Origin of the sequence: Microbispora sp. GKU 823, from assembly GCF_002027145.1 — a bacterium.
GTDB classification, from domain to species: domain Bacteria; phylum Actinomycetota; class Actinomycetes; order Streptosporangiales; family Streptosporangiaceae; genus Microbispora; species Microbispora siamensis.
On the sequence record NZ_MWJN01000014.1, the window covers coordinates 1 to 26220 of the forward strand.

The window sequence follows — 26220 nt, forward strand, 5'->3', positions numbered from 1 at the left end:
GCAGCGCCGCGAGCCCGTCGCGGTCGCCCCACGGGGGTGTCGCCGCGCAGCGGGACGAGCGCCACCGACGCGTCGGCGCCCCGCGGCGGCCACCACCCCGCGGTCCAGCAGCTCCTCCGTCACCTGACCGCCCAGCAGGGCGGGATCGGGGCCCTCCGTCGCCCCGCGCCTGCTCGCCGTGGCGGTGACCACCGCGTACGGCTCGGCCGGGTCGATGCCGCAGGTCCGCAGCCGGGCCGACAGCTCCGCGAGGTCGCCGCCCGCGCAGGCCAGGGCGATGAGCTGCTCGGCCAGCCGGCGCTCCACCCGGCGGCCCTCCTCCGCCCGTGTCCGCTCCATCGCGACGCACGCCGCCAGCTCGTAGCCGATCTCCGCGTCGACCTCGCCCCGGCAGACCAGGGCCCAGCCGGCGGCCCGGTGCGAGCGGTCCACGGCGAACAGCGTGAACGGCCCGCCGCGGTCCACGACGACCGGCAGGCGGACGGCGCCGAGATAGTCGTGGGCCAGCCGTACGGCCTGCTCCTCGGGCAGGGCGCCCGCGACGACAGCGCCGCAGGCGGACACGACCGCGGCCGTGACGCCGAGTTCGGCCTCGACCAGGGCGAACAGCTCGCCGAGCCCGGCCCCTTCGGCCACCGCCGCGACGATCCTGCGGTGCCGCCCGAGCGCGCCGCGCAGGTCGCCCGCCTGGGCGGCGGCGACGCGCCTGCCGACAAGTTCGGTGACGGCTCCGAACGACACCTCGACGGGCACTTCGAGCAGCGGCAGCCCGCGCGCCCGGCACGCCTCCACCAGGTCGCCGGGGACCGTGCCGAGCCGCGCGTCGCCCGCGCCGAGCGCGGCCACGCCCGCCTCGGCCAGGGCGTCCACGAACCGGGCGGAGTCGGCGGGCGACTGGCGCCACATGAGGCCGGTCAGCACCAGTTCGCCGCCCGACAGGTAGCGCCGGGGATCGGGCAGGTCGGTGATGAGCACGCCCTCGATCTCACGGTCCAGCCGCTCGTCGCCCGTGAGCAGGGTGAGCCGCAGTTCCGGGACGGCGAGCAGATCATGCAATAGCACGACAGACAGCGTATTTGGAGATACCTACAAGCATCGACTACGTCCACCTCCGGGTTTCATCGCCGCGCCGATAGGCCCCGCCGCGGCCCGCTTGCTGTACTACGACGGTGGAGCGGCGGATGGCGACTGAGGAGACGGCGGGCGCGCCGACGAGGACCGGGACGCGTCCGGGCCTCGGTGAGAGCGCGCCGCGCCCCGACGGCACGCTGAAGGTGACCGGGGAGTTCGCGTACTCCTCGGACCTGTGGCTCGAGGGCATGCTCTGGGGCGCCACGCTGCGCAGCCCGCACCCGTCCGCGTGGATCCGCTCCATCGACGTCGGTCCCGCGCTCGCGATGCCCGGAGTGTTCGCCGTGCTCACCCACGAGGACGTGCCCGGCGAGAAGTTCTACGGGCTGGAGCGCCGCGACCAGCCGGTGCTCGCCGTCGACCAGGTCCGCTACCAGGGCGAGCCCGTGGCGATCGTGGCCGCCGACCATCCGGAGACCGCGCGCCGCGCGGCCGCCGCGATCGTCGTGCGGTACGAGGAGCGCGAGGCGGTGACCGACCCCCGCCGGGCCGCCTTCGACCCGTCCTGCCCCGCCGTCCACCCAGAAGGGAACCTCGTACGGCACCAGCCGGTGAGGGTGGGCGGGACCTTCGAGGCCGAGGTGGTCGTCACCGGCGAGTACGAGGTCGGGATGCAGGACCAGGCGTTCCTCGGCCCGGAGTCGGGCCTGGCCGTGCCCGCCGAGGACGGCGGGGTGGACCTGTTCGTCGCGACCCAGTGGCTGCACGTCGACCGGGACCAGGTGGCGCCGTGCCTGGGTCTGCCGAAGGAGAAGGTGCGGCTGACGCTCGCCGGGGTCGGCGGCGCGTTCGGCGCCAGGGAGGACCTGTCGATGCAGGTCCACGCCTCGATGCTGGCGCTGCGGACGGGCCGCCCCGTGAAGATGGTGTACGGCCGCGAGGAGTCGTTCTTCGGCCACGTCCACCGGCATCCGGCGCGGATGCGCTACGAGCACGGCGCCACGACCGACGGGCGGCTCGTCTACGTCAAGGCGGAGATCCTGCTCGACGGCGGGGCCTACTGCTCGTCCACCCCCGCCGTGGTGGGCAACGCCGCCTCGCTCGGAGTCGGTCCGTACGAGGTGGACAACGTCTGGATCGACGCGTACGGCGTCTACACGAACAACCCGCCCTGTGGCGCCATGCGCGGGTTCGGGGCGGTCCAGGCCTGCTACGCGTACGAGTCGCAGATGGACCGGCTCGCGGCGGCCTGCGGGCTGTCGCCGGTCGAGATCCGCGTCCGCAACGCGGTGTCGCAGGGGTCGCGCCTGGCCACGGGGCAGGTGATCGACAGCCCCGCGCGCTCGCGGACATGCTCGCGGAGCTGGCCGCGATGCCGCTGCCGCCGGAACCGGCGGACGAGCCCGACCTGCGCCTCCTGCCGGGCGGCGTCGCGCAGACCACGCACGGCGAGGGCGTGCGGCGCGGCGTGGGCTACGGCGTCGGCATCAAGAACATCTGCTTCTCCGAGGGCTTCGACGACTACTCGACGGCCCGGGTGCGGGTCGAGCTGGCCGGGGACGAGCCGCACGTGCTCGTGCACACCGCCGCCGCCGAGGTGGGCCAGGGGCTCGTCACCGTCCAGGCCCAGATCGCGCGTACGGAGCTCGGGATCGCCAGGGTCACGGTCGCCCCGGCGGACACCGCGGTCGGCTCGGCCGGGTCCTCCTCGGCCTCCCGCCAGTCGTACGTCACCGGCGGGGCGGTCAAGACGGCCTGCGAGGCGGTGCGGGCCCGCCTCGACGCGCTGCGGGCGGCGCATCCGGAGCTGTCGCTGGAGGAGGTGCTGGAGCGGTTCGGGCCGGTCGAGGAGACGCGGGAGTACCGCCACCGGCCCACGTTCCCCATGGACCCCGTCACCGGCCAGGGCGACTCCCACACGCAGCTCGCGTTGTGCGTGCACCGGGCCGTGGTCGACGTGGACGTCGAGCTCGGCCTGGTCAAGGTCGTCGAGCTGGCCGCCGTACAGGACGTGGGGAGGATCCTCAATCCGCCGGCCCTGGAAGGGCAGATCCACGGCGGCTCCGCGCAGGGCCTGGGCCTGGCGCTGATGGAGGAGATCCAGGTCAGGGACGGCCGGGTGCTCAACCCCTCGTTCACCGACTACCTGATCCCCACCATCCTCGACATGCCGCCCATGCGGTTGTCGTCCTGGAGAACCCCGACCCCCACGCGCCGTACGGCCTGCGGGGCGCGGGCGAGCCGCCCACGCTGTCGTCGACCCCCGCGGTGGCCGCGGCGGTCAGGGCCGCGACCGGGCTGGATCTCCCCCGCGTCCCGATCCGGCCCGAGGACATCGCGCTCACGCCCGTCGCCGGCTGAGCCCCGCCGGATCAGTCGGCGATGTAGCCGATGGAGGTCACCTCGTAGCCGCGGCTCTTCGCGCCCCGCACGTGCATGAACATGCCGCCGCCCTCATAGGAGTAGGCGCAGCTGTAGCCCTTGGGCTCGGAGCTGCAGCCCTGGAAGAAGTACTTCACGCCCTTCGGGTCGTACTTCGTCCGGAACAGCGTCTTGACCGCCGTGGTCGAGGCGATCTCCAGGCCACGGTTGCGGTCGCCCGCGCGCCAGGCGTCGAACAGGTGCTTGGCGGCGGCGGACGGCTTCGTGAGATGACGGGACTCGTACACCTTCGTGACCTTCGAGCCCGAGACGACCATCAGGACGCCGTCGAGCCCGCCCGGCACGCGCACGCTGGTGTGGACGAACCGGCAGGCGTTGCCCGAGCAGCCCGCGAACTCGTCCGGGGCCCGGAAGGGATAGGAGAAGAGCGTGGAGACCGCGCCCGCGGTGGCGACCCGGGAGGCCGCGTGGCGGTCCGCGCGCAGCCAGGCGCCGAACAGCTTCTTGGCGACGGCCGCCGGTGCGGCCGTGCCGTGCGCGGACGCCCGGGCGGGGGCCTGCGCAGTGGCCTGCCCAGTGGCTTCCGCAGGGGCCTGCGCTGTGCGGGCGAGGGCCGGGCCTGCGGCGAGCAGGGAGGCGGGGACCAGGAACGCGGCGGTCGCGGCCGTGGCGGCCGCGCCTCGCAACCATCGTGCTGACACGCGCCGTACGCTACAGGGATCTACTTGCACCCGGATTGACCCCGGCTTGCACCTACCGCTGCCGCCCACGAGGGCCGGCCCCGCTGGAGCCGTCACCGGCGTCCGCCCGAGACCGGGGACCGCTGGGCGGCCAGGCCGCGCCGTGCGGCGGCCAGGCATCCGGCCAGCAGCGTCAAACCGGACAGCACCCCGCTCACCAAGGGCACCCACGCCACGGCGGAGGTGGCGGTCATGACGAGCCCGGCGACCCCGAGCACGGTGAGGACCACACCGGGCACCATGATCGTCCGGTCCCTCCAGATCGGTCCGAGGGCGACGAAATGGACGCCGACGACGAGAGCGATCCAGGCGACGTTGCTTTCCTCGGGGCGGTCCAGGGCGCGCAGCACCGCGATGCCGCCGAACAGCGCGACGGCTTCGATCACGACGACCACCGCGAAGCCGAGGCCGAACATCTTGCCGGACTCACCGCCTCCCCCGATGCCGGGTTCGGCGCCGGTGGACCTCGCGCGCCCGACGGCGAGGAACCACATGGCGACGACGCCGGTCAGGGCGACGGCCGCGGCGATCCGGAGGACGAGGGCGAGAGCATGACCGAGCGGTGGATGCGAGTTCGCGAAGACGAAAACAGCCCCGAAAACCGCACCTATCAACAAACCGGTCATACGCTGCATGGCGTGACCATATCGCGATTTCGATCACCGGCTGAGCGGAGGCCGTCGCCCCGCCCTTGGTGATCCAGGCCCTGGATCACCGTGAGGACGTCACACCCGGCCGACTCGTGCCGGGCCGACGTGCCCCGGGCCGGACAGCCGGGGCGGGACGGCCGGGGCGGGACGGCCGGGGCGGGACGGCCGCCGGCTGGCCGATTCAGGTCCGGGAGCGGCGGTCCGGGCCGTGCCGCGCGCTCACTGGAACCCCTCAGGGGTGGGCTGCGTGCCTCCCGGCTGTGCCCCGCCCGGTTGCGTCCCGCCTTGCGTCCCGCCTTGTGTCCCACCGCCCTGCTGGGTGCCACCGCCCTGCTGGGTGCCGCCCGTCTGCGACCCGCCCGGCTGGCCGCCCTCGTACACCGTTCCGCCCGGCTGCGTGCCACCGGTCTGGGTGCCGGTCGGTTGCGTGCCACCCTGCTGGGTTCCGTCGGGCTGCGTGCCGGCGGGCTGGCCGGCGCCGGTGGCGGCGGGTGAGGCGGCCGGGTTCGGCTGGCCCGCGGGGGGCGGATCCGGTCAGCAGCGCCATGATCGCGTCGGCCTGGGCCTTGTCGAAGCCCGCGATGCCGAGGCTGTCCTGGGTGATCTCCTGGGCCACCCGCGGGGCGGCCACCACCTTCTCCCCCACCACGATCGCGAGCTGCTGCTTGACCGTCTCGCGGGTGAGCGCGGCGATCTGCTCCTGGCTGGAGGGGGACAGCACGAGCCTGATCGAGTAGGTGCCGTCGTTCTCCGGCACCTCCTCGATCTTCTGCACGGTCGTGACCGTGACCCCCGGGTCGAGCTGGTAGCAGGAGGCGCCCTTGTCGTCCGGGATCGCGTCCGTTCCGCTGCAGGGCGCCGGCCCCACCCCGGTGACCGGAGCGAAGTGCATGGGCGTCAGCAGGGTGCGTACGGGCGTCTGCTTGAGCGGCGGGGCGTCCGGGTTGCGGGTCATCACCACGGCGACGGCGCCGAGGACGCCGGACATGACGACCACCAGCACGAGGGCCACGACGAGGGCGATCGTCGTCCCCCTGGCCGCCCTCGGCACGGTGGGGCCGGCCGGGGCGGGCGGCCCGTCACCCGGTCCTGCGCCACCGTCCGCGGGCGTGCCGTCGGGTGCGCCCGGTACGCCGGGCACGGCGGGCTCCACCGGCTCGCCGGGCGCGACGGGAGCACCTGCGACACCAGGGGCGCCAAGTGGGTCACCCGGTCCAGTGGGAACCCCAAGCGGATCAGCGGGTCCACCCGGCACCGCAAGCGGGTCACCCGATCCACCCGGCACGCCGAGGGGGTCGCCAAGCCCCGCAGGCCCCGCGGGCCCCGCGGGCTCACCCGGCACACCGACCGGCCCAGTGATCGTGTCACCGAGCGGATCGACAGGCCCGCCCGGCGGCTCACCGCGCACCCCGAGCGGGTCGTCGAACCCGCCGAGCCCACCGGGCTCACCCCGCGCACCACCCGGACCGCCGAGTGGATCAGCGAGCGGATCGCCGAGCCCCGCGCGCTCACCGTGGGCACCGAGCGGAAGGGGACCTCCGCCGGGGTCGCCCGGCCCGCCGATGGGCCCATACGTGTCAGCCTGCCCGCCGCCGGCGGCGGGCAGGACCGTCGTCTCTCCCGTGGCACCGGCCCCGCCGGACGTGTCGCCGAACCAGCCGCCCCACCCGCCGGACGTCTCGGCGGGCACGCCGCCGCGGTCCTCGGGGCCGACCGGCTTGGGCATGGGCGCCGTCTCGGCTCCCGATGTCAGGCCGCCGGGCCGCGGGCCGGGTTCCTCGTCTCCCGGCACGGGCGCGTTGTGCATTCCCACCTCGATCCCTTACACCGCTCGCAGAGCCTACCGAGGTCTGCCAACCGCGGGTAACCGGCCGACCATGGAACGCTCAACACGCGCTTTTATTGACAATTTGTCATGAATATCCGCCAAATGGTTGCCCGTTGCCCGATGTCGCCACGGACGTCGGAAGCAGACAGTTGAGACATGAAGGTGGGAGTTCCCCGAGAGATCAAGACGCACGAGTACCGGGTCGCGCTCACACCCGCGGGGGTCAACGAGTTCGTACGCAAGGGTCATCGGGTCCTCGTCGAGAAGGGGGCGGGCCTGGGGTCCGCGATCCCGGACGAGGACTTCGCCGCGGCGGGGGCCGTCATCATCGGCACGGCGGACGAGGTGTGGGCCGAGGGCGACCTGATCCTGAAGGTCAAGGAACCGGTGCCGGACGAGTATCACCGGATGCGCAAGGGCCAGGTGCTGTTCACCTATCTCCACCTGGCCGCCTCGGAGTCCTGCACCCGGGCCATGCTGGAGTCGGGCGTGACCGGCATCGCCTACGAGACCGTGCAGAAACCCGACCGCACGCTGCCGCTGCTCGCGCCCATGTCCGAGGTGGCCGGGCGGCTGGCGCCGCAGGTGGGCGCCTACCACCTCATGCGTCAGGGCGGCGGGCGCGGCGTGCTGATGAGCGGCGTCCCCGGCACCTATCCCGCGAAGGTGGCGGTGATCGGCGCGGGGGTGTCGGGCATGAACGCCGCCGCCGTCGCCGTGGGCATGCGGGCGCAGGTGCTGCTGCTCGACCGCGACGTCGACCGGTTGCGCCACGCCGACCTCGTCTTCCGTGGCGGCTGCCAGACCGTGGCGTCCAACGCGTACGAGGTCGAGCGGGCGGTGGTGGACGCCGACCTGGTGATCGGCGCGGTGCTCGTGCCGGGCGCCAAGGCGCCGACCCTGGTGAGCAACGACCTCGTCTCGCGGATGAAGCCGGGGTCGGTGCTGGTGGACATCTCCATCGACCAGGGCGGCTGTTTCGAGGACTCGCGGCCGACCACCCACGCCGACCCGGTCTACCGGGTGCACGGCTCGGTGTTCTACTGCGTGGCCAACATGCCGGGGGCGGTGCCGCACACCTCGACGTACGCGCTGACCAACGTCACGCTGCCGTACGCGCTGGCGATCGCCGACCTGGGCTGGCGCGAGGCGCTGACCGCCGACCCCGCGCTCGCCCTCGGTCTGAGCACCCACGAGGGCCACCTGACGAGCCGCCCGGTGGCCGAGGCCCACGGGCTGGAGGCCGTGCCCGTGGACCGCGTGCTGGTTCCCTGAGCCGGGCCAGGGACGTCCGGATCAGGAGGACGGGGACGGAGCCGTGCTCGGCATCGGCTCCTGCGTGGTCTCCTGCTGGGCCGGCGGGAGCGGCTGCTCGTCGGTGGTGCCGATGCCGCCCGAGCAGGAGGCGCCGTACTCGGGGGTGGTGGTCGGGTTCTGCTTGTACTTCTTGATGAACTCCGGCAGGCGGGGGTCGTCCGCGGAGTCCAGCGCGAGCTGGTGGTTCCAGGAGCTGGCGACGATCTTGGACGGCAGGCCCGGGTAGGGGCTCAGCAGCATGTAGTCGGCGGAGGCGAGGCTCTTGAGCTTGTCCACCTCGGCCTTGGGCAGGTCGGGCCGGTAGGTGATCCACACCGCGCCGTGCTCCAGCGAGTGGACACCGTGCTCGTTGTGGATGGGCTTGTCGTAGATGCCGCAGTTCTGCCAGTAGAAGTTGTGCTGGCCGCCGACGGGCGGGGTCTCCTTGTAGGACACCTTGTTCCAGGAGTGGTCGGAACCCTTGTAGTTGAAGGTCTTGACGGCGCTGAGCGACTTGGCCGAGCGGTCGTTGACCACGTAGACGGCGACGAGGGCGACCAGGACGACGATCACGAGGCCGCCTATCCCCCACATGAGAAGCGCGGCGCGCCGCTCCTTACGCTTCTGCTCGGCGCGCATGCGGGCGAGGTGCTCACGCCTCGCCTGCGACTTCTCCTTGGTCATCGCTCCTCCAACCGCTGATCACTGACACCCCCGCTGCGTATGGAGAATAGTGGCTAAAGGTATTGCTTCGGGCAGAGCGACGGCTGTGGCGAGTAGCCTGTGGGGCGATGAGCACTGACATCGACGCCCCGGGGGACGGCACAGTGGAGGCCGCTCCCCCGGCCCGGCGCCGCCTCCCCGTCCTCGGGCTGGTCGTCGTCCTCCTCGCGGCGGCGGCGCTCGTGCTGTTCTTCACCAGGCAGGCGACGCCCGGGGACGCCTCTCCCGAGGCGGGGTTCGCCAGGGACATGGGGGTCCACCACGCGCAGGCGGTGGAGATGTCCTTCATCCTCAGGGACAAGACCTCCGACCAGGCGCTGCGCAGCCTGGCGTACGACATCATCACCACGCAGAGCACCCAGCGTGGAATTTTCATGGGCTGGCTGCAGCAGTGGGGCCTGGACCAGAGTTCCACCCGCCCGGCGATGGCCTGGATGGCCGGGCACGGGCACGGCGGGGCGGCCACGACCGCCCCGGCGCCCGGCACGATGCCCGGGATGGCGACGGACGAGGAGATGAACCGGCTCCGCCAGGCCACCGGCAGGGACGCCGAGATCCTCTTCCTCCAGCTCATGATCCGCCACCACCAGGGCGGCGTGGAGATGGCCGAGGGCCTGCTCAAGCTGTCGGACCGCGACGAGGTGCGCGCTCTCGCCCAGCACATCGTGGACGGCCAGAACGCCGAGATCCGCACGATGACGGACCTGCTGGCCAAGCGGGGAGCCCAGCCGCTCCCCGCGCCGTGACCCTCTCCGGCTGTCCGGCGGTCTCGTTCAGTCCGCCCGTACGGCGTGGATCGCGGTGAAGGCCAGCAGGGAGCGTGCGGTCCGCCCCGGGTCCTCGAGTATGGGTGAGTGCCCGAGACCGGGCAGCAACTCGACTTCCGCGCCCGGAACGACGCGGTAGTCGGCGGCGGACGAGGACCGCCATCTCCGGTCGTCCTCGCCGAAGATCACCAGCAGCGGCTTGCCGAGGACCGCCAGCCGGTCCGGAAGCGCCCGCTGCTCCAGGTAGTCGCGGGTGCCCTGCATCGTGGCGGTGAGCGTGTGGTAGGTCATGATGCGCACCTCGTCCAGGAGCTCGTGCGGGATCCGGTAACCCTGGCGGCTGAAACCGCTGCTCGCGAACCGCCGCAGCTGCTCGTCGGTCGGCGGCCATTGCGACGGTGCGATCGCGGCGGACTCCGATGCGATGAAGGCCTCCATGCCGGGTCCGGTGTTGATGAGCACGAGTGCGGTCACCAGGTCGGGTCGTTGCTCGGCGAGAGCGGTGGCGACCGCGCCGCCGCTGGAGTGGCCGGCCACGATCGCGCGCTCGACGCCGAGCCGGTCGAGTGCCGCGCCGACCCGGCGTCCCTGGTCCGGGACCGCGTAGCTCGGGCCGCCGGTTTGTCCGACCGGCCGTGCCCGAGCAGGTCGATCCGGATGACGCGATGCGATCCGGTCAGCAGCGGAACCAGACGGTCCCACGAGCGGGCCGAGGAGGCGGACCCGTGGATCAGCAGGAGTGCCGGGGCGTCGCGGGGGCCGTCCTGGCACACGTGGATGTCGCCGTCGTCCAGGGACAGCGTCGAACTCTCGGTGGGCTCGTCTTCCACACGCGGCTTGCCGTCGGAAACAGTCATGCGCCCACTGTCGCCGCCGGTGCGCGCCGCCGTCTTGGACGAATGTTCCCCGCCCGCGTGTCGGCGCGTGCCCGCATAGCCTGGAGGCCATGTCGACATTCGTGCACGGCGAGGCCGTGTGGGACGTCGCCTGCCCGCGGCGGCCCAGCCGGGTGGCCGGTGTCACCATGGCCGGGTTCCGCGTCGCCGACCTGGACGCGCTCCGGATGGTCCCGCACCCGGCCGTGACGCTGCTCCTGGAGTTCGGCGCCGGTTCGCCCGTCGTGCACTACGCCGCGGGGCGGCAGCAGCGGGGAAGCCTGGTCGCCGGGCCCGGGCTCGGGTCCGGCGGCGCGGTCCGGGCACGGGGTGAGAACGTCGAGTGCGTGCAGGTGCGCCTGTCCCCGGTCGTCGCACGCGCGATTCTGGGCGTCTCCCCCGCCGGCCTCGACGGCGCCGTGGTGGCCCTCGACGAGCTGTGGGGCCGGGAGGCGTCGCGGATCCGTGAGCGACTGGGCGAGGTCTCCTCCTGGGAGGATCGCTTCGCGCTGACCGACGCGCTGCTCGCCCGCCGGCATGAGGCGGGGCCGCCCGTGGATCCGGAGGTCGGCTGGGCCTGGCGCCGGATCGTCGCCGGCCGCGGCCTGGTCCGGGTCGACCGGCTGGCCGCCGAAGTGGGGTGGAGCCGTAAGCGCCTGTGGTCCCGGTTCCACTCGCAGATCGGCCTGCCGCCCAAGCGCGCCGCGAAGCTGGTCCGCTTCGACCATGCCGCCCACCGCCTGGTCGCGGGTGGAAGCGCCGCCCAGGTCGCGGTCGAGGCCGGCTACGCCGACCAGTCCCACCTGCATCGAGACGTCGTGGAGTTCACGGGCGTGACCCCGGCGAGCGTGGCGGCCGAGCCGTTTCTGGCGGTCGACGACATCGCGTGGCCCGGCCGGGAGGCTTCGGCCGGGCCGGACCTCTCATCGGTCGCCGGTGCAGGTCCTTGATCTCGAGAGGCGCGGCCGGCCGGGGAGACGTCCGCGACCGGCCGCCGCGACTCGGACGCGAAGTCAGGCCCGCAGTTCCTCGGCCAGCGCCGCGGCGAACGCGTCCACGTCGGCCTCGGTGGTGTCGAAGGCGCACATCCACCGCACCTCGACCATGCCCCCGCCGACCTGCTCGTTCCAGTTGTAGAACCGGAACCGCTTGCGCAGCCGGTCGGCCGCGTCGGCCGGCAGGATCGCGAACACCGCGTTGGCCTCGACCGGGCGCGGCACGCTCACCCCGGGCAGGTCCCGTACGGCGTCGGCGAGCCGCCGGGCCATCGCGTTGGCCTGGCGGGCGTTGCGCAGCCACAGGTCGCCCCCGAGCAGGGCCTCGAACTGCACCGACACGAACCGCATCTTCGAGGCGAGCTGCATGCTCGTCTTGCGCAGGTACGGCAGGCCGCGCGACGCCTCCGGGTTCAGCACGACGACGACCTCGCCCAGCATCAGACCGATCTTGGTGCCGCCGAAGGACAGCACGTCGACCCCCGCGTCCGTGGTCAGGGCGCGCAGCGGCACGTCCAGGGCCGCTGCGGCGTTGGTGATCCGCGACCCGTCGAGGTGGACGTACATCCCCAGCTCGTGGGCGTGGTCGCAGATCGCCTTGATCTCGGCCGGGGTGTAGAGCGTGCCAAGCTCGGTCGCGTTGGAGATCGACACGACCCGGGGCTGCGCCCGGTGCACGTCGCCGAACCCCCACGCCTGCCGGTCGATCAGGTCGGGCGTGAGCTTGCCGTCCGGGGTCGGCACGGTCAGCAGCTTCAGCCCGCCGGTGACCTCGGGGGCGCCGCCCTCGTCGGTGTTGATGTGCGCGCTCTCGGGGCAGACCACGGCCTCCCAGCGCGCGCACATCGAGCGCAGCGACACGACGTTGGCCGCCGTGCCGTTGAACACGGGGAACACCTCGGCCTGCTCGCCGAAGTGCCTGCGGAAGACACCGCGGACCGCCTCGGTGTAGACGTCGTCGCCGTAGGAGACCTGGTGTCCCCCGTTGGCGAGGGCGATCGCCTCCAGGACCTCGGGGTGCACCCCGCGTAGTTGTCGCTGGCGAACGTCCGGCTCGCCGGGTCGTGCCGGCGCACGGCATCGGTTGTCACGAGATGTCTCCCCATCGCGGTTTCAGGCCCCGCGGCCGGCCCGGTCGGGCCGGCCGCGGCACCGGATCAGCAGCGTAGATCAGGGTGTGAGGTCGATCCTGCGGCCGTTGACGGCCGCGGGCTCCTCGTCCCACAGGCCCGCGACCGCCGCCGCCAGATCCTTCACGTCGGTGAAGGTCCGATACGGCTTGTCCGGGTTCGCGGCCCTCATCTCATCGTGCACCAACGCGTTGACCACCAGGACCACCGCGGCGGCCGAGGTGTCCTTCAGCGCGTCGGCCAGCGACAGCGTCCACGCCTCGGCGGCGGCCTTCGCGGCCGCGTACGCCGCGCCGCCCTGCGTCGGCTTCTGGGCCGCCCGGGCCGACACGATCGCGAAACGGCCGTTCCCGCTCGCCCGCAGCAGCGGCTCGAACTCCAGCGAGACGTTCTGCAGGGTCCTGATCAGCAGGTCGTGCAGCAGGTCCCAGTCGTCGAGGGAGGTGTCGGCGAAGGTCTTCGACCCGCGCCAGCCGCCGACCAGGTGGACGACGCCGTCCACCCGGCCGTGCTCGGCCCGCACCCGCTCGGCCAGGCCGCGTACGGCGTCCCGGTCGAGCAGGTCGACGGCCAGGCACCCCTCGGCGCCGGACTTGTCCACGCCGATGACCGTGTCCCCGAGCTCGGTGAACTTCCCGACGACGGCGCGGCCGGCCGGGCCGCCCGCTCCAGTGACCAGGATCACCCTGCTCATCGCGCGTTCCTCTCCGGCCCCGCTCACGCGCGGATGCCCCGGGTCGACTCCACCACGTCGGTGAGCTTACGGCGCAGGGCCTCGTAGAACATGCTCAGGGGGAACTCGTCGGGCAGCACGGCGTCGACCATGGCCTTCTGCTCCGTGGGCAGCGCGTGGACGCCCTGCTTCCAGACCGAGGCCGGGTCGGGCTCGACGTACGTCGCGACCAGCTCGTGCGCGGCCAGCCAGTGGGCCCGCTTGGAGCGGTCGATGCCGTCGCGGTAGAGCTTCTCCACCTCGCCGCGCAGGTCGGCGACGCCGTCGGCGACCCGTGACCAGTCGATCGTGAGCCGGTTGTCGGTCCACCGCACGATGCCCTGCCGGTGCAGGTAGGCGAACAGCAGCTGGCCGCCGAGCCCGTCGTAGTTGCGCACCCGCTCGCCGGTGATCGGGAAGCGGAACAGCCGGTCGAACAGGATGGCGTACTGCACGTACCGCGCGTGCGGCACGCCGGCCGCCTCCAGCTTCACGGCCTCGCCGTACGCCGTGAGGTCGCAGCGCAGCTCCTCCAGGCTGTAGAGCCAGTACGGCATGCGCTGCTTGATCATGAACGGGTCGAACGGCAGGTCGCCGTGGCTGTGCGTGCGGTCGTGGACGAGGTCCCACAGCACGAACGTGTCCTGGGCGAGGTCCTGGGACGCCAGCAGCCGGGCGGCGTCCGGCGGCAGCTCGAGCTTCAGCGTGGCCGCGGCGGCCTCGCTGACCCGGCGGAACCGGGCGGCCTCGCGGTCGCAGAAGATGCCGCCCCAGGTGAAGCGCGGCGGGGTCTGGCGCACGACCACGGTCTCGGGGAACAGCACCGCCGAGTTGGTGTCGTAGCCGGAGGTGAAGTCGACGAACGTGATCGGCACGAACATCGGGTTGTCGTAGCCGCCCCGCTCCAGCTCGGCCAGCCACTCGGGCCACACGACCCGGATCCAGACCGCCTCGACGTTGCGGTTGGGGTTGCCGTTCTGGGTGTACATCGGGAAGACGACCAGGTGCTCCAGGCCGTCGATCCGCTGGGTGTCGGGGTGGAAGGCGTTCAGCGAGTCGAGGAAGTCGGGCACGCCGAGGCCGGCCGCCACCCACGCGCGGAAGTCCTTCATCACCGCGTCGAGATACTCGGCGTCGTGCGGGAAGTGCGGCGCGAGCCGTCCGATGCCGTCGACGATCTCGCTGATGCACGCCACGGCCTCGTCGTGGTCGCCGGTGACCGATCCGTCCTTGGCCTGGAGCGGGCGCAGCCGCTCCACGGCGGCCTTCAGCCGGGCGAACTCCTCCGCCACCTCGGGGCGGGACGCGCGGGCGGCGCCGGACGCCTCGGGCACGCGGGCGGCCCAGGTCACCAGGTTGCCCCACAGCTTCTCGTGGTCGTAGTCGCGGATCGAGTCGTCGCCGAACAGGTCGGAGTCGGCCAGCACGACCACCCGGCCACGGCCGTGCCGTACGGCGGCCACGAGCGGGGCGTCCGCAGGGTCGGCGGACCCGGAGGTTGTGAACAGGACGCTCGCCTCGGCCGGCGCGACAAGCGTGCCCGCGCGGTAGAAGCAGGCGCGGCGCACCTCGGCCAGCAGGTCCTGGGCCACGCCGCCCGGCTCGGCCACCGCCTGCGCGGAGGGCACGCCGAGGACCCAGGTGGCCACGGTGTTGTGGCAGTTGCCGGGGTCCTGCACGGTCGCGTGCTCGACCGTCACCCCGAACCGGGCGAGCAGCTCGCCCAGGTTGCTGCCGTACTTCTCCTGCTCGTGCTCAGCCAGCACGATCAGCCCGCCGCCACCCGCGACGTACGCCTCCAGCGCGTCGATCTCCTCGGTGGAGAAGACCGGGCTGCCGACCCCGGTGGTGCGCTCCCAGCGCTCGGCCGAGGGGTGCGCGACCACGAAGACGTCACACCCGTCCAGGACGGCCGGGGTGATCGGGCCCTCGGTGTGCGCGCGCACCGTGTGGCCGAGCCGCCGCAGCGCCCCGGCGGCCTCCGCGTAGCTGTTGTCGTCGGGGTGGGCGGGATTCATGGCCTCGGCGACCTCTCGCCGGATCGTCCACGCCTCGCTGTGCGCCTCGTCGAACAAGACCGCCGGGAAAGCCGTCATGAAAAATCTCCCGTACTGTGAGCCGTCTTCCGGAAAATATACACATACCTAGCCTCGTGGCGATAAGTCGCTCTAGCGGATGAGGAGGCATCACCCGAGCGGCGGACGAGTCCCCGGGGGTCGCTCACCTACCGTCACCGGCCGTAGGGAGAAAGACCCGAAGGGAAAGATCGATGTTCAAAATGTCCGACTCGGTGGCCTTCCGGCGCACCGTCACCGGAGTCCTGCTGTTCGTCGCGCCGCTGCTGCAGTTCGTCGCGCTCCTCGTCGACCCCGGCACCTGGGGCGACGACCGCGAGATGGTCAGCTACGGCGACAACCCGGCCCTGGCCCAGCTGGAGTCGCTGCTCTACCACTGGAGCTGGGTGCTCGTCCCGATCGCGGCCTTCGGCCTGCTGCACCTGGTCCGCAAGAAGTCCGTCGTCTTCGGGCACATCACCGGGGGCATGACGATCATCGGCTACATCAGCGTCTCGGCGCTGCTCCTCATGGACCCCGTGGAGTGGTGGTTCGGGCAGCACTACCCGGTCGAGCAGGGCCAGAAGATGTTCGACGAGGTGTTCAACCTGCCCGGCGTCATCTTCGGGTTCACGCTGCCGTGGATCTACCTCGGCATGATCGGCCTGCCGCTGCTCCTGCTGGCCGTCTCGCGCACCGGCTTCGTCCACTGGTGGGTGCCCGCCGTCGTCGCAGTGGGCTACGTGGCCTCGATGCCGGTGCCGTACGGCCCGCTGACGATCCCGTTCTGGGGCGCCCCCGTCATCGCCATGGGCTACCTCGGCCTCAAGGTGCTGCGCATGACGAACGCCGAGTGGGCGTCGTACTACCCGAGCGCCGACCCCGGCGTCACCACGCCCGACTCGTACGCGAACACGACCGCCTGAGCGCGGTCGCGCAGGTTCAGCTTCATGAGCACGCGGGCGACGTGGGTCTTGACCGTGGCCTCGCCGACGAAGAGCTCCTTGGCGATCTCGGCGTTGGTGAGGCCCCGGGCGAGCATGCGCAGCACCTCCAGCTCGCGCGGGGTGAGCTCGGCGAGCTGCGGCGGCCGTACCGGCTCGTGCCGGCCCGCGAAGGAGGCGATCACCCGCGTGGTGACGGCGGGGTCGAGCAGGCCGTCACCCGCCGCGACGACCCTGATGGCCTCCACGAGCTGCTCGGGCGGCGACACCTTCAGCAGGAAGCCGCTGGTCCCCGCGCGCAGCGCGGCGTACAGGTTCTCGTCGGTGTCGAACGTCGTCAGCATGATGACCTTGGGCGGCCGTGGCGCGTCGAGCAGCTGCCTGGCCGCGGTGAGCCCGTCCATGCGCGGCATCGAGATGTCCATGAGCACGACGTCGGGCTGCACCCGGCGGGCCAGGGCGACCGCCTCCGCGCCGTCGGCGGCCTCGCCCACGATCTCCATCCCGGGCTCGCTCTCGACCACCATGCGCAGGCCGGCCCGGATCATCGCCTGGTCGTCCGCGAGGACGATGCGGATGGTCAATTCGTGGCCTCGCTCATCGGCACTCCCTGGGAGATCGGCAGCGTCGCGCGGACACGATAGCCGCCCTGCGGCAGCGGCCCGGCGTCGAGGGAGCCGCCGAACAGCTCGGCCCGCTCCCGCATGCCGATGAGCCCGTTGCCGGTGGACAGCGCCGGTCCGGCGCCCCCGCCATTATCGGCGATCTCGAGCTCCAGCCGGTCGGGGCGGTAGGCGATCCGGATGCGCACGTCGGCGTCCCCGGCGTACTTGACCGCGTTGGTGAGGGCCTCCTGCACGATCCGGTACGCCGACAGGTCGAGACCGGGCGCCAGATGCACGGGCTCGCCCTCAGTCTCCAGCGTCACGCGAAGCCCCGAGGTCCCGACCGTGGAGATGAGGTTGGGCACCATGTCGAGCCCCGGCTGGGGCAGCGCCTCGTCCTGCGGCATCCGCAGCGCCCCGAGCATGATCCGCAGCTCCTCCACCGCGTCCCGGCCCGCCTGCTCGATCCCGCCGAGGATCTCGGCCTCCGGAGAGGGGCCGTCCTCCTGCGCCGTACCCATCCGGCGGCGCAGCACCCCCGCCTGCATGACCATCATGCTCACGCTGTGAGCCACCACGTCGTGCAGTTCCCTGGCGATCCGGTTGCGTTCGGCGGCGACGGCCTCGGCGGCCCGGCGCTCCCGCTCCAGCTCCAGCCGCGCCGCCCGCTCGGCCATCCGGTGGGCGCGCAGGAGGTAGCCGCGCAGGGCCAGGCCCGTGACGTACGCCGAGCCGAACATCACGGTGAGGTAGACGACCTCCTGGAACGGCAGGAACCGGTGGTCGACGGCCCCCGAGTCGAAGACGAGGATGCCCACCAGGGCCCAGGCCCCACCCGGTTTGAACGGCAGATGCGCGCCGATCGTGTGGAAGACGATGAGCAGCGCGGCGAGCTGCCAGACCGGGCACGACTCGTTGCCCTGCCGGTGCCAGGCGTACTGCGCGAGGATCATCAGGATGAAGACCGCCACCGGGGCCCTGCGGCGATACCAGACCAGGACACCGGTGACCAGCGCCTGCCCGACCCACCACAGCTCGGGATTGCGGGCCGCACCGTAGTCCTTGGCGTCCGTGAACGCCTCAAGGGTGCCCAGCGCGATGATCGCGAGGCCGATCAGGAGGTCGACGCGGGGGACCGAGCGGAGGGGGGACAAGCGCATGCGCGCAGAGTAATCCCTGCCCGGCACAGCGCGCATCAGGCGACAGACGTCCGCAATCAGCCTGCAAGTCAACGTCAAGCGACCGCGCGATCATCGCCCTGTATCAAGTGGGTGTCGGTCACGAAACTCACCTTGTCCAACACTGTCCGCGCTGAGACGCTTGAACCGATCCGAACAGGCCTAGGAGAAGCAGATGCCCCGCCTGCACTCCCTTATCGCGGGGCTGGGCGCGCTCTCCGCGCTCGCGGCGCCCATGCTCCACCCGCATCCCAGCGGTTCCACCGACCGGGTCACCCCCGGCGCCGTACGCGTGGAGTCCTCCTCACACGTCCGCATCACGCTCCTCGACGATCGCGGCGTGATCAAGCAGCTGGCCCGGGACTACGACGTCGACCTGGCGAAGGGCAGCGGCTTCACGGTCACGCCCGACGGCGTGGTCGTCACCGCGACCCAGGTCGTGCAGGCCGCCGACGACCCCCGCGTGTACGCCGCCAACCGGGTGTTCGCCGAATACTTCAAGGTGAAGATCCCGGCCGACTTCAAACGGCACTCGCTGGACGACGCCGACCTCGACCGGCGGCTCCAGGCGTGCTACCCGCCGCAGCAGACCGACTCGACGTGCATCGCCGACGTCACGACGAACGTCAGCGTGTACCCCTACCTCGATCCGCCGCCGGCCGGGGGCCTGCCCGCGCAGATCCTGACCACCGGGTCGTCCCCCGCGGCCCCGGCCGTGCTGAAGGTCACCAAGGGCGGCGAGAAGCAGTCGCTGCCCACGGTCCCGCTGGGCACGGCGCTCGGCGCCGCGGTCGAGTCGCTCGACGTGATGTCGCTGCCCGGCAGGCCGTCGGCGAAGCTGCCGCCCAAGCTCGACACCGCGCACCTCGACCCGCCGGGCGGCCGGACCTTCAAGGAGCGCGACAAGGTCGCCAAGCTGCTGGACGACGGCGCGTCCGGCGCGGCCCTCATCGACGACGGCAGGAGCGAGGTGGTCGGGTTCGTCTCCGGGGGTGGCGACGAACCGGTGACCATCACCCCCGCCGACGACATCCGCAGCGCGCTGGTCGCCGCCGGGGTCACCCCGCGCCGCGGCCCGGTCGACGTGGTGTACGAGAACGCGCTCGCCTCCTACCACAACAAGCTCTACAGCGGCGCGATACCGGCGCTGCAGCAGGTGCTCAACCTGCGGCCCGACCACGCGGTGGCGGCCGACCATCTGCGGGTCGCCCAGTCCAAGGCCGGCACGGCGGAGGACGCCGGAGCCAAGCCGCTGGCGCGCCCCACGACGGCGGCGCAGCCGAAGTCGTCGGTGCCGCCGTACGTGTGGGCGGCCGGCGCGTCGTGGTCCTCGCCCTGCTGGCCGTGGGGGTGGTGCTGCTGCGCCGCAGAAGCGCCGCCGCACGGGCCGACGGAGACGGCCGGACGGAACCGGGACTTGACGGGCACAGCGTCGCCGGCCCCGGGATCGCCGCACAGGGGGACTTCGCGGGCGAGGCCGGGTCCTACCCGCCCGGGGAGAACTCCTGGCCGCCGTACGCCGTGACGAGGGTGTTCGGGGCCGAGGCCGCCCGGTCTCCCGAGGTCGTGGGGCCGCCGCCGGCGACTCCTGTGCCGTCTACTTCTGTGCCGTCGACTCCTGTGCCTGCGGATCCGTCGCCGCCCGGCGGGCAGGCGTACCCCGCGGACCTGTCGCCGCCGCACGGGCACGCGCATCCGGCCGACCCCTCACCGCCGCGCGGGCACTCGTACCCGCCGAACCCGTCGCCCCCGCGAGGACAGGCACAGCTGAAGTTCTGCACCCAGTGCGGCATGCGGCTGGGCCAGGGGCACCGCTTCTGCGGCTTCTGCGGGAACCCGGTCGATTCGTGATCAACAGAACGTTCAAGGGGGAGACCGCATGACCGAGGGGCCCGTGATGCCGGCGCTCGTCGGGCGGCGACTCGGCGACTACACGGTCGAGGCGGTCGTCGGGCGGGGCGGCATGGCGACGGTCTACCGGGCGCGCGACCAGCGGCTCGGGCGTGCCGTGGCGCTGAAGGTGCTCGCGCCGCAGCTCGCACACGACGACCGCTTCCGCGACCGGTTCGTGCGCGAGTCCCGGATGGTGGCGAGCATCGACCATCCCAACATCATCCCGGTCTACGAGGCCGGCGAGCGCGACGACCTGCTGTTCATCGCCATGCGCTATGTCGAGGGCAGCGACCTGCGCAAGCTCGTGCAGTCGGAGGGCCCGCTGCCGGTCGGGCGGGCCAACCCGCTGTTCGCGCAGATCGCCTCCGCGCTGGACGCCGCGCACGCCCACGGCCTGGTGCACCGCGACGTGAAACCGGCCAACATCCTGGTCACGCGGTCCGACCACGTCTACCTGACCGACTTCGGGCTGACCAAAAGCTCGGCGGCCGAGGCGGGGCTGACCAGCCACGGTCACTTCATGGGCACCCCGCGCTACGTCGCCCCCGAGCAGATCCGGGGCCTGCCGGTCGACGGCCGAAGCGACCTGTACGCGTTCGCCTGCGTGGTGTACGAGGCGCTCGCCGGGCAGCCGCCGTTCCAGCGGGATACCGAACTCGCGCTGCTCTACGCCCACGTGTCCCACGACCCGCCGCCGCTCACGCCGTACCGGCCGGACCTGCCGCACGCGGTGAACGCGGTGATCACGCGGGCGCTGGCCAAGTCGCCGGCCGAGCGGTTCGAGACGTGCCAGGCGTTCGTGTCCGCGCTGCGCGACGCGATCAGCGGCGGCGCGGGCGACCCGGCAGCGGTCTCCCCGTCCTATCCCCCCGGTTCCCCCGGTCTCCCCGTCCGTATCCACCGGTCTCTCCCTCGCATCCTCCGGTCTCTCCAGACTCGCCGGTCTCCTCTGTCTCCCCGGGATCCGCGGGGTCTCGGCCGCAGGGGTCCTACCCGCCGGTCACGCCCTCATCGTTCCCTCCCGGCACCAGGCCGCCCGTCTCCCATCCCTCCGGCTCGGCGCCCGCGGCGTCCCGCCCGCCCGTGAGCCACCCGTCGGCCGCGAGCCGGGGAGAGGGGCCGATGCGGCAGGGGCCGATGCAGCAGGGGGCAGCGGTGCAGGGGCACGGGTCGTACCCGCCCGGGTCGCCGCACTCGCAGGCGACGGTCGCGTCTGCGGCCTCGCGGGGCCGGCGGCGGGGGGCTGCCGCTCGGCCCGCTGATCGGCGGCGTGGCGGTCCTCGTGTCCATCGCCGTCGCCGCCGCGCTGCTGCTCACCAGGGGCGGGGACACCGCCGCGACGTGGAACACCTACCCGGGCAGCACCGCGGCGCCGTTCACCATGTCCTACCCCTCGGCCTGGGGCGAGGCCAGGACCAACGCCGACCAGTGGATGATCGCCTCCCCCGCGGTGGACGAGTTCAACGCTCTGTTCGCGGTGCCGGGCAACACCGACTGGTCGAAGGTGAACCCCATCATCACGGGCCAGCCGGATCGGGCCACGGGCGTGTTCGCCCAGGTCAGCAACACCCTGAGCACATCCGACTCGCCGATGGAGCTCCAGGAGAGCCTGGGCCCGGCGCTCCCCGGCGTGACCACCTACTACGGCGTGCCGACACCGACGACGGTCGGGGCCAGGCCGGCGTTCCGGATCGACGGCGTGCTCAGCGACCCCCAGCAGGCCGGACGGCTCGACTTCTCCGCCTACGTCGTCCGGCAGGGCGACGCCGGCACGTCCGTCCTGGTCACCTTCTTCTGCCCGGCCGGCCGGTGCGACCGATCGCTGATCGACCACATGGTGAACACCATCACCTTCACGTCCTAGCCACCGCTTGTCCTCCGTGCCGTACGGAGACGCGGCCTGCCCACAGGCGAACGGCCGGTCCCCGGGGCGAAGAGGGACCATTGGAGTTCGAAGCCATCCGCCGTGGTCTGCCGGCTCGGCGGGTCATCACCCCTGCGTTGTCGATCAGACGCTGGTAGAGCTCTTCGGCCGTCGCGGCTCGTACTGTCGGCTAACCGGCCCGCCACGTTCGCCAGTCCCGCGCGCCGTCGAGGACGGCCCGGTGGACGGCACGGGCGATCCGCGCCCCCCAGACGGAGCGCGGACCGCCGAACGCCTCCGCCGGGCCCTCCTCCCGTACGGCGACGCAGACGGCGTCCGACGCGGTCCCGGTGCAGGGGAATCCCGCCTCCAGCAGCGCCTGCGTCTTCGCCTCGGTGACCGTCATGACGGCGTTGACCAGCGCCGGGTCGGAGAACGCGACCGGCACGGCCACCAGGATGTTGATCGTCCCCGGGCGCGGCGCACGCACTCCGGTATCGCGCACCCTGGCATCACGCACGCCGGCATCGCGCACCATGGCATCGCACACTCTGGCGTCGCCCGCGCCGGCGGCCTCCCGTGCCGGCTCAGGGGCGGCCGGCAGGCCGGGGTCGGGCACGCCCTCGGGCGCGGCCGCCCAGGTCTGCACGCCCAGGCCGACCGTGGCGACGGCCTCCGCTCCCCTGTCGGCCGCCGCGGCGTACCGCTCCACCAGCGCGGCCGTCATCATGCCGACCCCGGGGCCGCCGGGACCGAGCGCGTCCATGTGCTCGACCGGGTCCATGCGCGAGTAACCGGCGGCCACCTGCGCGTTCAGCACCCATTCGCGGTGGCCGATGCCGCCGCCCAGCATGGCGGAGGAGATCATCCGCCAGCCGGGCCCGAACCGCCACAGCAGCGTGCCCAGCCGCAGGCCGTCCTCCATCCGATACGTCAAGGACGGCCGCGGGACCTCCGTCATGCCTCCTCCATCATCGAGGAGATCGACGGGCGGACCAGGTGGACGAGCGGGCGCCCGTCGGGGCCGGGCTCCACCCGCACCCGGGCGCCGAAGTGCTCGGTCAGCAGCGGCTCCGCCAGCACCCGCGCGGGCGGCCCGGCCGCGACCGCGCGCCCCGAGGCGAGCAGCACCAGCGCGTCGGCGTACTGCGCGGCGAGGCTGAGATCGTGCAGCGTCGTCACGACGGTGAGGTCGTCGGCCAGGCGCAGCCGGTCGACGAGTTCGAGCACCTGCTGCTGGTGGCCCAGGTCGAGCGCCGTGGTGGGCTCGTCCAGCAGCAGCACCGGCGCCTGCTGCACCAGCGCCCTGGCGAGCACGACCCGCTGCCGCTCGCCTCCGGACAGGTGCCCGAGCGGCCGGGACGCGAAGCCGTCCAGGTCGAGCCGTTCCAGCACCGACCGCGTCACCTCGCGGTCCCGCGCGCTCTCGCTGCCGAGATAGGGGATGTACGGCGTGCGGCCCAGCAGCGCGTAGTCGTAGACCGTCATGTCGGGCGGCAGCGCCGGGCTCTGCGGGGCGTACGCGATCAGCCGGGCCCTTCGGCGCGGCCGCAGGTCGTCCACGGCCGTCCCCTCGACGAGCACCTCGCCCTCTCTCGGGATCAGCCCGGCGACGGCCCGCAGGAGCGTGGACTTGCCCGCGCCGTTCGGCCCGATGACCGCGAGCCACTGGCCGGGCGCGGCCGACAGCGTGACGTCCGTGAGCACCCGCCGCCCGCCGAGCGTGACGCCCACGCCGCGCGCCTCGACGGCCGGTACGGCGTGCCCGCTCACGTCTCCACCCGCCGGGTCACGCGCAGGACGGTGACGAAGAACGGCGCCCCGACGAACGCGGTGACCACCCCGATCGGCAGTTCGGCCGGGGCGAGCACCGTACGCGCGATCGTGTCGGCCAGCACGAGGAACGCCGCGCCGCCGAGGAACGACAGCGGCAGCACGATCCGGTAGGACCAGCCGGCGAGCCGCCGGACCACGTGCGGCACCACGATCCCGACGAACGCGATCAGTCCGCTGACCGCGACCGCCGACGCGGTGGCGAGCGAGGCGGCCAGCAGCACGACGAAGCGCACACGCGCCGCGCGTAGGCCGAGGCTGACCGCCTCCTCGTCGCCCACCGACAGCACGTCGAGCAGCCGCCCGTGCAGCAGCATGACGACGGTCGACACCACGGCGTACGGCGCGATCATGCGGAGCTGGTCCCAGCCGCCGCCGACGTCGCCGAGGATCCAGGAGTAGATCCGCTGCAGTTCCTCCACCTTGAGCTGCTGCACGAAGGTCTGGATGGCGGTGAGGAACGAGGTGACCGCGACCCCGGCGAGCACGAGCGTCGCGGTGCCGCCGCCCCGGCCCGCGGTGTGGCCCAGCGCGTACGCGAGGAACACCCCGCCGACGGCCCCGGCGAAGGCGGCGACCGGCACCCCGGCCACCCCGGCGTCGCCGCCCAGGAAGACCACGACGAGCGTCACGGTGAGACCGGCCCCGGCCGCCGCTCCGAGCAGGTAAGGATCGGCCAGCGGGTTGCGGAACACGCCCTGGTAGCCGGCCCCGGCCGTGGCGAGCAGCCCGCCCACGACGGCGGCGAGCAGCACCCGCGGCACCCGGAGCTGGAACAGCAGCCCCTCCTCGACCTGCGAGAGGCCCGAGTGCACGGACACCAGCGGCAGCCGGTCGAGCAGCGCCAGCGCGATGGCGCGGGGAGAGATGCCCGCCGCGCCCGCCATCAGGCCGAGGGCGAGACTGGCCACCAGCACGACGGACGCGACGAGCAGCGCCCGGCCGCGTGGCCGGGACTGCGTCGTCATCACGCCACCACCGGTCTCACCGCGTCACCGCTCACCGCGCCACCAGGGGCGTCCGTGTCGTCACCGGCTCAGCTCGCCGCCTTCTGCACGGCGTCGCTGACGGCCTGGGCGAGGTCGGCGACCCGGGGCCCCCAGCGGGAGGCGACGTCGTCGTCCAGCTCCACCACGCGGTCCTTCTTGACGGCGGACAGGCCGGACCAGCCCGGCCGCTTGGCCAGCGCGGCGGCGTTCTGGCCGCAGCACTTGGTGTCGCCGAGGAAGATCAGGTCGGGGTCGGCCTTGGCGACGAACTCCGCCGACAGCTTGGGATAGCCGCCCGCCGCATCGGGCGCCTCGTCGGCGATGTTCTTCAGCCCGAACAGGCTGTAGACCTGCCCGATGAACGTGCTCGACGTCGCCGCGTAAGGCGTGGTGTCCAGCTCGTGGTAGTACGTCAGGCCCTTGTCCTTCGGCGCCGCCGCCGCGAGAGCGTCGATCTTCTGCTTGACGCCGCTCGCCACCTCGTCGGCCTTGGCCGCGTTGCCGGTGGCCGCGCCGAGGTCCCTGATCTGGTCGTAGGTGTCGTCCAGCTTGGTGGCGGCGGGTTCGAGCAGCACCGGCACGCCGACCTTGCCGAGCCCGGCGACCACGCCCTCCAGGTCGTTGGCGAGCACGACGAGGTCGGGCTTGGCGGCGACGATCGCCTCGACGTTGGGCTTGAAGCCCGACAGCGACGTCTTGGGCGCCTCCGGCGGGTAGTTCGACTGGTCGTCCACCGCCGCCACCTGGCCGCCCGCGCCGATCGCGAACAGGATCTCGGTGGCCGTCGGGGACAGCGACACGATGTGCTCGGGCCTCTTGGCGATCGTCACCGCGCCGTTGCCCGCCTGGACCGTGACGGGGAAGGCGCCCTGTCCGGTGCCGTCCGAGGCGGCGGGGGTGGGGGTCGCGGACGTGGCGGCGCCGTCGGTCTGGCCGCAGCCGGCCAGAGCGAGCACGCCCAGCACCACACCCGCGACGGCCGTGCGTACGGGCCTCACGAGGTCCTCCATCAGGGGGAATGCCGGGAATCGAGGGACCCGCTGGAAGCGACGGATCACCCTTTTCCACGAGGGTCGATGGCGTCGGCGCACAGCGCAGGCGACCTGGCTCGTCCCCGGGGGCGGGGAACCACAGTTGCGGGACAGCGCCGGATTCTCACCGGACTTCGCTACGCGGCGCGCGTCGGACGCAACGGTACCAATCCCTCACCCGGCGTCCACCCCCGCCCCGGCCCGTCCGCACCGGCCCGTCCGCACCGGCCCGTCCGCACCGGGAGGATCAACGCGGCGCCCCACCCGACCGTTCGAGGTCGAGCGCGACCGCGCGGACCGCGTCCACGATGGGCAGCAGCCCCAGCAACTGATCATGCCGCCCGCCTGGGCGTACGCGGGGATGGTAGGGCAGGCCCTACCCCGGCGGTAGGGGGTCGCCCATGATCGGAAGTAGGGACCGCGTCGCTGCGCCGGGCAGGGCCGCGGCGAGACGCTTGACGTGCTCGACGGGGCCATGACTCCGAGACCCCGCGCACCCCGGAGCCTCCGAGCCCGGAGTGCCGAAGCCCCCGACCCCCGCCCGCGGGTTGACCACCCCGGCGGCCGACACAGCGAAGGCGGCCCCCGTGTCCCTGACCATGCTTCCTCCGGCTCCACAGCGGGCCCCGGCCGCGCCCGCGCCACGGGACCGCTTCATCG

At 72.8% G+C, this 26220-nt stretch carries 22 protein-coding genes, 2 pseudogenes and 1 riboswitch; of the genes and pseudogenes, 9 read left to right on the forward strand and 15 right to left on the reverse strand.

From position 1 onward, the window contains the following. On the reverse strand, positions 1-1062 hold a 1062-nt coding region (locus B1L11_RS10280; protein WP_256862393.1), incomplete at its 3' end, for a PucR family transcriptional regulator ligand-binding domain-containing protein. 119 nt (positions 1063-1181) lie between these two features. Between B1L11_RS10280 and B1L11_RS10285 the strand changes: the two are divergent. Next, positions 1182-3432, forward strand: a pseudogene (locus B1L11_RS10285) (molybdopterin cofactor-binding domain-containing protein). A gap of 11 nt (positions 3433-3443) precedes the next feature. Here the strand turns inward: B1L11_RS10285 and B1L11_RS10290 are convergent. From B1L11_RS10290 to B1L11_RS45050, 3 genes are all read right to left on the reverse strand, one after another. Next, a complete protein-coding gene (locus B1L11_RS10290; RefSeq protein WP_143737166.1) occupies positions 3444-4154 on the reverse strand; it encodes a hypothetical protein in 711 nt (236 codons plus the stop codon). A 92-nt stretch (positions 4155-4246) separates the two neighbouring features. Continuing rightward, positions 4247-4828 (reverse strand): hypothetical protein, encoded by a 582-nt coding sequence (locus tag B1L11_RS10295; RefSeq protein ID WP_079314268.1) that lies wholly within the window; start codon positions 4826-4828, stop codon positions 4247-4249. A 247-nt stretch (positions 4829-5075) separates the two neighbouring features. Further along, positions 5076-6650: a hypothetical protein gene (locus B1L11_RS45050; RefSeq protein WP_143737167.1), complete on the reverse strand. Its 1575-nt coding sequence runs from the start codon at positions 6648-6650 to the stop codon at positions 5076-5078. 177 nt (positions 6651-6827) lie between these two features. Between B1L11_RS45050 and ald the strand changes: the two genes are divergently transcribed. Beyond that, positions 6828-7946, forward strand: coding sequence for an alanine dehydrogenase (ald, locus tag B1L11_RS10305; protein WP_079314270.1), 1119 nt, complete (start codon positions 6828-6830; stop codon positions 7944-7946). A gap of 21 nt (positions 7947-7967) precedes the next feature. On the opposite strand, the gene B1L11_RS10310 is transcribed toward ald, so the two are convergent. Beyond that, entirely contained in the window at positions 7968-8651 is a 684-nt protein-coding gene (locus tag B1L11_RS10310; RefSeq protein ID WP_079314271.1) for a DUF3105 domain-containing protein, read from the reverse strand. Positions 8652-8758: 107 nt separating this feature from the next. Between B1L11_RS10310 and B1L11_RS10315 the strand changes: the two genes are divergently transcribed. Next, the gene (locus B1L11_RS10315) at positions 8759-9436 is read left to right on the forward strand and encodes a DUF305 domain-containing protein (protein ID WP_079314272.1); all 678 of its coding nucleotides are present in this window, start codon (positions 8759-8761) and stop codon (positions 9434-9436) included. A 27-nt stretch (positions 9437-9463) separates the two neighbouring features. Here B1L11_RS10315 and B1L11_RS10320 read toward each other — a convergent pair. Next, positions 9464-10413: pseudogene (locus B1L11_RS10320) on the reverse strand (alpha/beta fold hydrolase). Here B1L11_RS10320 and B1L11_RS10325 point away from each other — a divergent pair. Then, positions 10404-11282 (forward strand): AraC family transcriptional regulator, encoded by an 879-nt coding sequence (locus B1L11_RS10325; protein WP_079314273.1) that lies wholly within the window; start codon positions 10404-10406, stop codon positions 11280-11282. The pseudogene B1L11_RS10320 and the gene B1L11_RS10325 sit on opposite strands and share 10 nt — an antisense overlap. 63 nt (positions 11283-11345) lie before the next feature. Here the strand turns inward: B1L11_RS10325 and B1L11_RS10330 are convergent, their stop codons facing one another. The 3 genes from B1L11_RS10330 to B1L11_RS10340 all read right to left on the reverse strand — a co-directional run bounded on the left by B1L11_RS10330 (position 11346) and on the right by B1L11_RS10340 (position 15265). Beyond that, complete coding sequence (locus B1L11_RS10330; protein ID WP_306291625.1) at positions 11346-12350, reverse strand: low specificity L-threonine aldolase; 1005 nt, start codon at positions 12348-12350, stop codon at positions 11346-11348. Between the two features lie 147 nt (positions 12351-12497). Further along, positions 12498-13151: an SDR family NAD(P)-dependent oxidoreductase gene (locus B1L11_RS10335; protein ID WP_079314274.1), complete on the reverse strand. Its 654-nt coding sequence runs from the start codon at positions 13149-13151 to the stop codon at positions 12498-12500. 23 nt (positions 13152-13174) lie between these two features. After that, on the reverse strand, positions 13175-15265 hold the full coding sequence (locus tag B1L11_RS10340; protein WP_079314275.1) for a DUF6421 family protein: 2091 nt from the start codon (positions 15263-15265) through the stop codon (positions 13175-13177). Between the two features lie 173 nt (positions 15266-15438). On the opposite strand from B1L11_RS10340, the gene B1L11_RS10345 reads away from it, so the two are divergent. After that, positions 15439-16149, forward strand: coding sequence for a hypothetical protein (locus B1L11_RS10345; protein WP_079314276.1), 711 nt, complete (start codon positions 15439-15441; stop codon positions 16147-16149). Here the strand turns inward: B1L11_RS10345 and B1L11_RS10350 are convergent. Beyond that, the gene (locus B1L11_RS10350) at positions 16089-16751 is read right to left on the reverse strand and encodes a response regulator transcription factor (protein WP_079314277.1); all 663 of its coding nucleotides are present in this window, start codon (positions 16749-16751) and stop codon (positions 16089-16091) included. The two genes, B1L11_RS10345 and B1L11_RS10350, sit on opposite strands and share 61 nt — an antisense overlap. Beyond that, complete coding sequence (locus B1L11_RS10355) at positions 16748-17932, reverse strand: sensor histidine kinase (protein ID WP_079314278.1); 1185 nt, start codon at positions 17930-17932, stop codon at positions 16748-16750. Before B1L11_RS10355 ends, B1L11_RS10350 begins: the two co-directional genes overlap by 4 nt. Before the next feature lie 193 nt (positions 17933-18125). On the opposite strand from B1L11_RS10355, the gene B1L11_RS10360 reads away from it, so the two are divergent. The 4 genes from B1L11_RS10360 to B1L11_RS10370 all read left to right on the forward strand — a co-directional run bounded on the left by B1L11_RS10360 (position 18126) and on the right by B1L11_RS10370 (position 21707). Further along, a complete protein-coding gene (locus B1L11_RS10360; protein ID WP_079314279.1) occupies positions 18126-19475 on the forward strand; it encodes a hypothetical protein in 1350 nt (449 codons plus the stop codon). 95 nt (positions 19476-19570) lie between these two features. Further along, complete coding sequence (locus tag B1L11_RS45055) at positions 19571-19801, forward strand: zinc-ribbon domain-containing protein (RefSeq protein ID WP_143737168.1); 231 nt, start codon at positions 19571-19573, stop codon at positions 19799-19801. A 28-nt stretch (positions 19802-19829) separates the two neighbouring features. Further along, positions 19830-20930, forward strand: a complete 1101-nt coding sequence (locus tag B1L11_RS10365; RefSeq protein WP_079314280.1) for a serine/threonine-protein kinase — start codon at positions 19830-19832, stop codon at positions 20928-20930. A gap of 183 nt (positions 20931-21113) precedes the next feature. Then, positions 21114-21707 (forward strand): hypothetical protein, encoded by a 594-nt coding sequence (locus tag B1L11_RS10370; RefSeq protein ID WP_079314281.1) that lies wholly within the window; start codon positions 21114-21116, stop codon positions 21705-21707. Between the two features lie 190 nt (positions 21708-21897). On the opposite strand, the gene B1L11_RS10375 is transcribed toward B1L11_RS10370, so the two are convergent. The 4 genes from B1L11_RS10375 to B1L11_RS10390 all read right to left on the reverse strand — a co-directional run bounded on the left by B1L11_RS10375 (position 21898) and on the right by B1L11_RS10390 (position 25527). Beyond that, complete coding sequence (locus B1L11_RS10375) at positions 21898-22668, reverse strand: adenosylcobinamide amidohydrolase (RefSeq protein WP_079314282.1); 771 nt, start codon at positions 22666-22668, stop codon at positions 21898-21900. Further along, positions 22665-23480, reverse strand: coding sequence for an ABC transporter ATP-binding protein (locus B1L11_RS10380; protein WP_079314283.1), 816 nt, complete (start codon positions 23478-23480; stop codon positions 22665-22667). Before B1L11_RS10380 ends, B1L11_RS10375 begins: the two co-directional genes overlap by 4 nt. Further along, the gene (locus B1L11_RS10385; protein ID WP_079314284.1) at positions 23477-24508 is read right to left on the reverse strand and encodes an iron ABC transporter permease; all 1032 of its coding nucleotides are present in this window, start codon (positions 24506-24508) and stop codon (positions 23477-23479) included. The genes B1L11_RS10380 and B1L11_RS10385 overlap by 4 nt, the downstream gene beginning before the upstream one ends. Before the next feature lie 68 nt (positions 24509-24576). Next, positions 24577-25527: an ABC transporter substrate-binding protein gene (locus B1L11_RS10390; protein WP_079314338.1), complete on the reverse strand. Its 951-nt coding sequence runs from the start codon at positions 25525-25527 to the stop codon at positions 24577-24579. Between the two features lie 77 nt (positions 25528-25604). Further along, positions 25605-25741: riboswitch (cobalamin riboswitch) on the reverse strand. Positions 25742-26220: the final 479 nt, after the last annotated feature.

Excerpts from the sequence above, each read along its gene's own strand:
- B1L11_RS10295 (WP_079314268.1), bottom strand. The coding sequence starts at position 4,828 with ATGCAGCGTATGACCGGTTTGTTGATAGGTGCGGTTTTCGGGGCTGTT.
- B1L11_RS45050 (WP_143737167.1), bottom strand. The coding sequence starts at position 6,650 with ATGCACAACGCGCCCGTGCCGGGAGACGAGGAACCCGGCCCGCGGCCC.
- ald (WP_079314270.1), top strand. The coding sequence starts at position 6,828 with ATGAAGGTGGGAGTTCCCCGAGAGATCAAGACGCACGAGTACCGGGTC.
- B1L11_RS10310 (WP_079314271.1), bottom strand. The coding sequence starts at position 8,651 with ATGACCAAGGAGAAGTCGCAGGCGAGGCGTGAGCACCTCGCCCGCATG.
- B1L11_RS10315 (WP_079314272.1), top strand. The coding sequence starts at position 8,759 with ATGAGCACTGACATCGACGCCCCGGGGGACGGCACAGTGGAGGCCGCT.
- B1L11_RS10325 (WP_079314273.1), top strand. The coding sequence starts at position 10,404 with ATGTCGACATTCGTGCACGGCGAGGCCGTGTGGGACGTCGCCTGCCCG.
- B1L11_RS10335 (WP_079314274.1), bottom strand. The coding sequence starts at position 13,151 with ATGAGCAGGGTGATCCTGGTCACTGGAGCGGGCGGCCCGGCCGGCCGC.
- B1L11_RS10340 (WP_079314275.1), bottom strand. The coding sequence starts at position 15,265 with ATGACGGCTTTCCCGGCGGTCTTGTTCGACGAGGCGCACAGCGAGGCG.
- B1L11_RS10345 (WP_079314276.1), top strand. The coding sequence starts at position 15,439 with ATGTTCAAAATGTCCGACTCGGTGGCCTTCCGGCGCACCGTCACCGGA.
- B1L11_RS10355 (WP_079314278.1), bottom strand. The coding sequence starts at position 17,932 with ATGCGCTTGTCCCCCCTCCGCTCGGTCCCCCGCGTCGACCTCCTGATC.
- B1L11_RS10360 (WP_079314279.1), top strand. The coding sequence starts at position 18,126 with ATGCCCCGCCTGCACTCCCTTATCGCGGGGCTGGGCGCGCTCTCCGCG.
- B1L11_RS10365 (WP_079314280.1), top strand. The coding sequence starts at position 19,830 with ATGACCGAGGGGCCCGTGATGCCGGCGCTCGTCGGGCGGCGACTCGGC.
- B1L11_RS10375 (WP_079314282.1), bottom strand. The coding sequence starts at position 22,668 with ATGACGGAGGTCCCGCGGCCGTCCTTGACGTATCGGATGGAGGACGGC.
- B1L11_RS10385 (WP_079314284.1), bottom strand. The coding sequence starts at position 24,508 with ATGACGACGCAGTCCCGGCCACGCGGCCGGGCGCTGCTCGTCGCGTCC.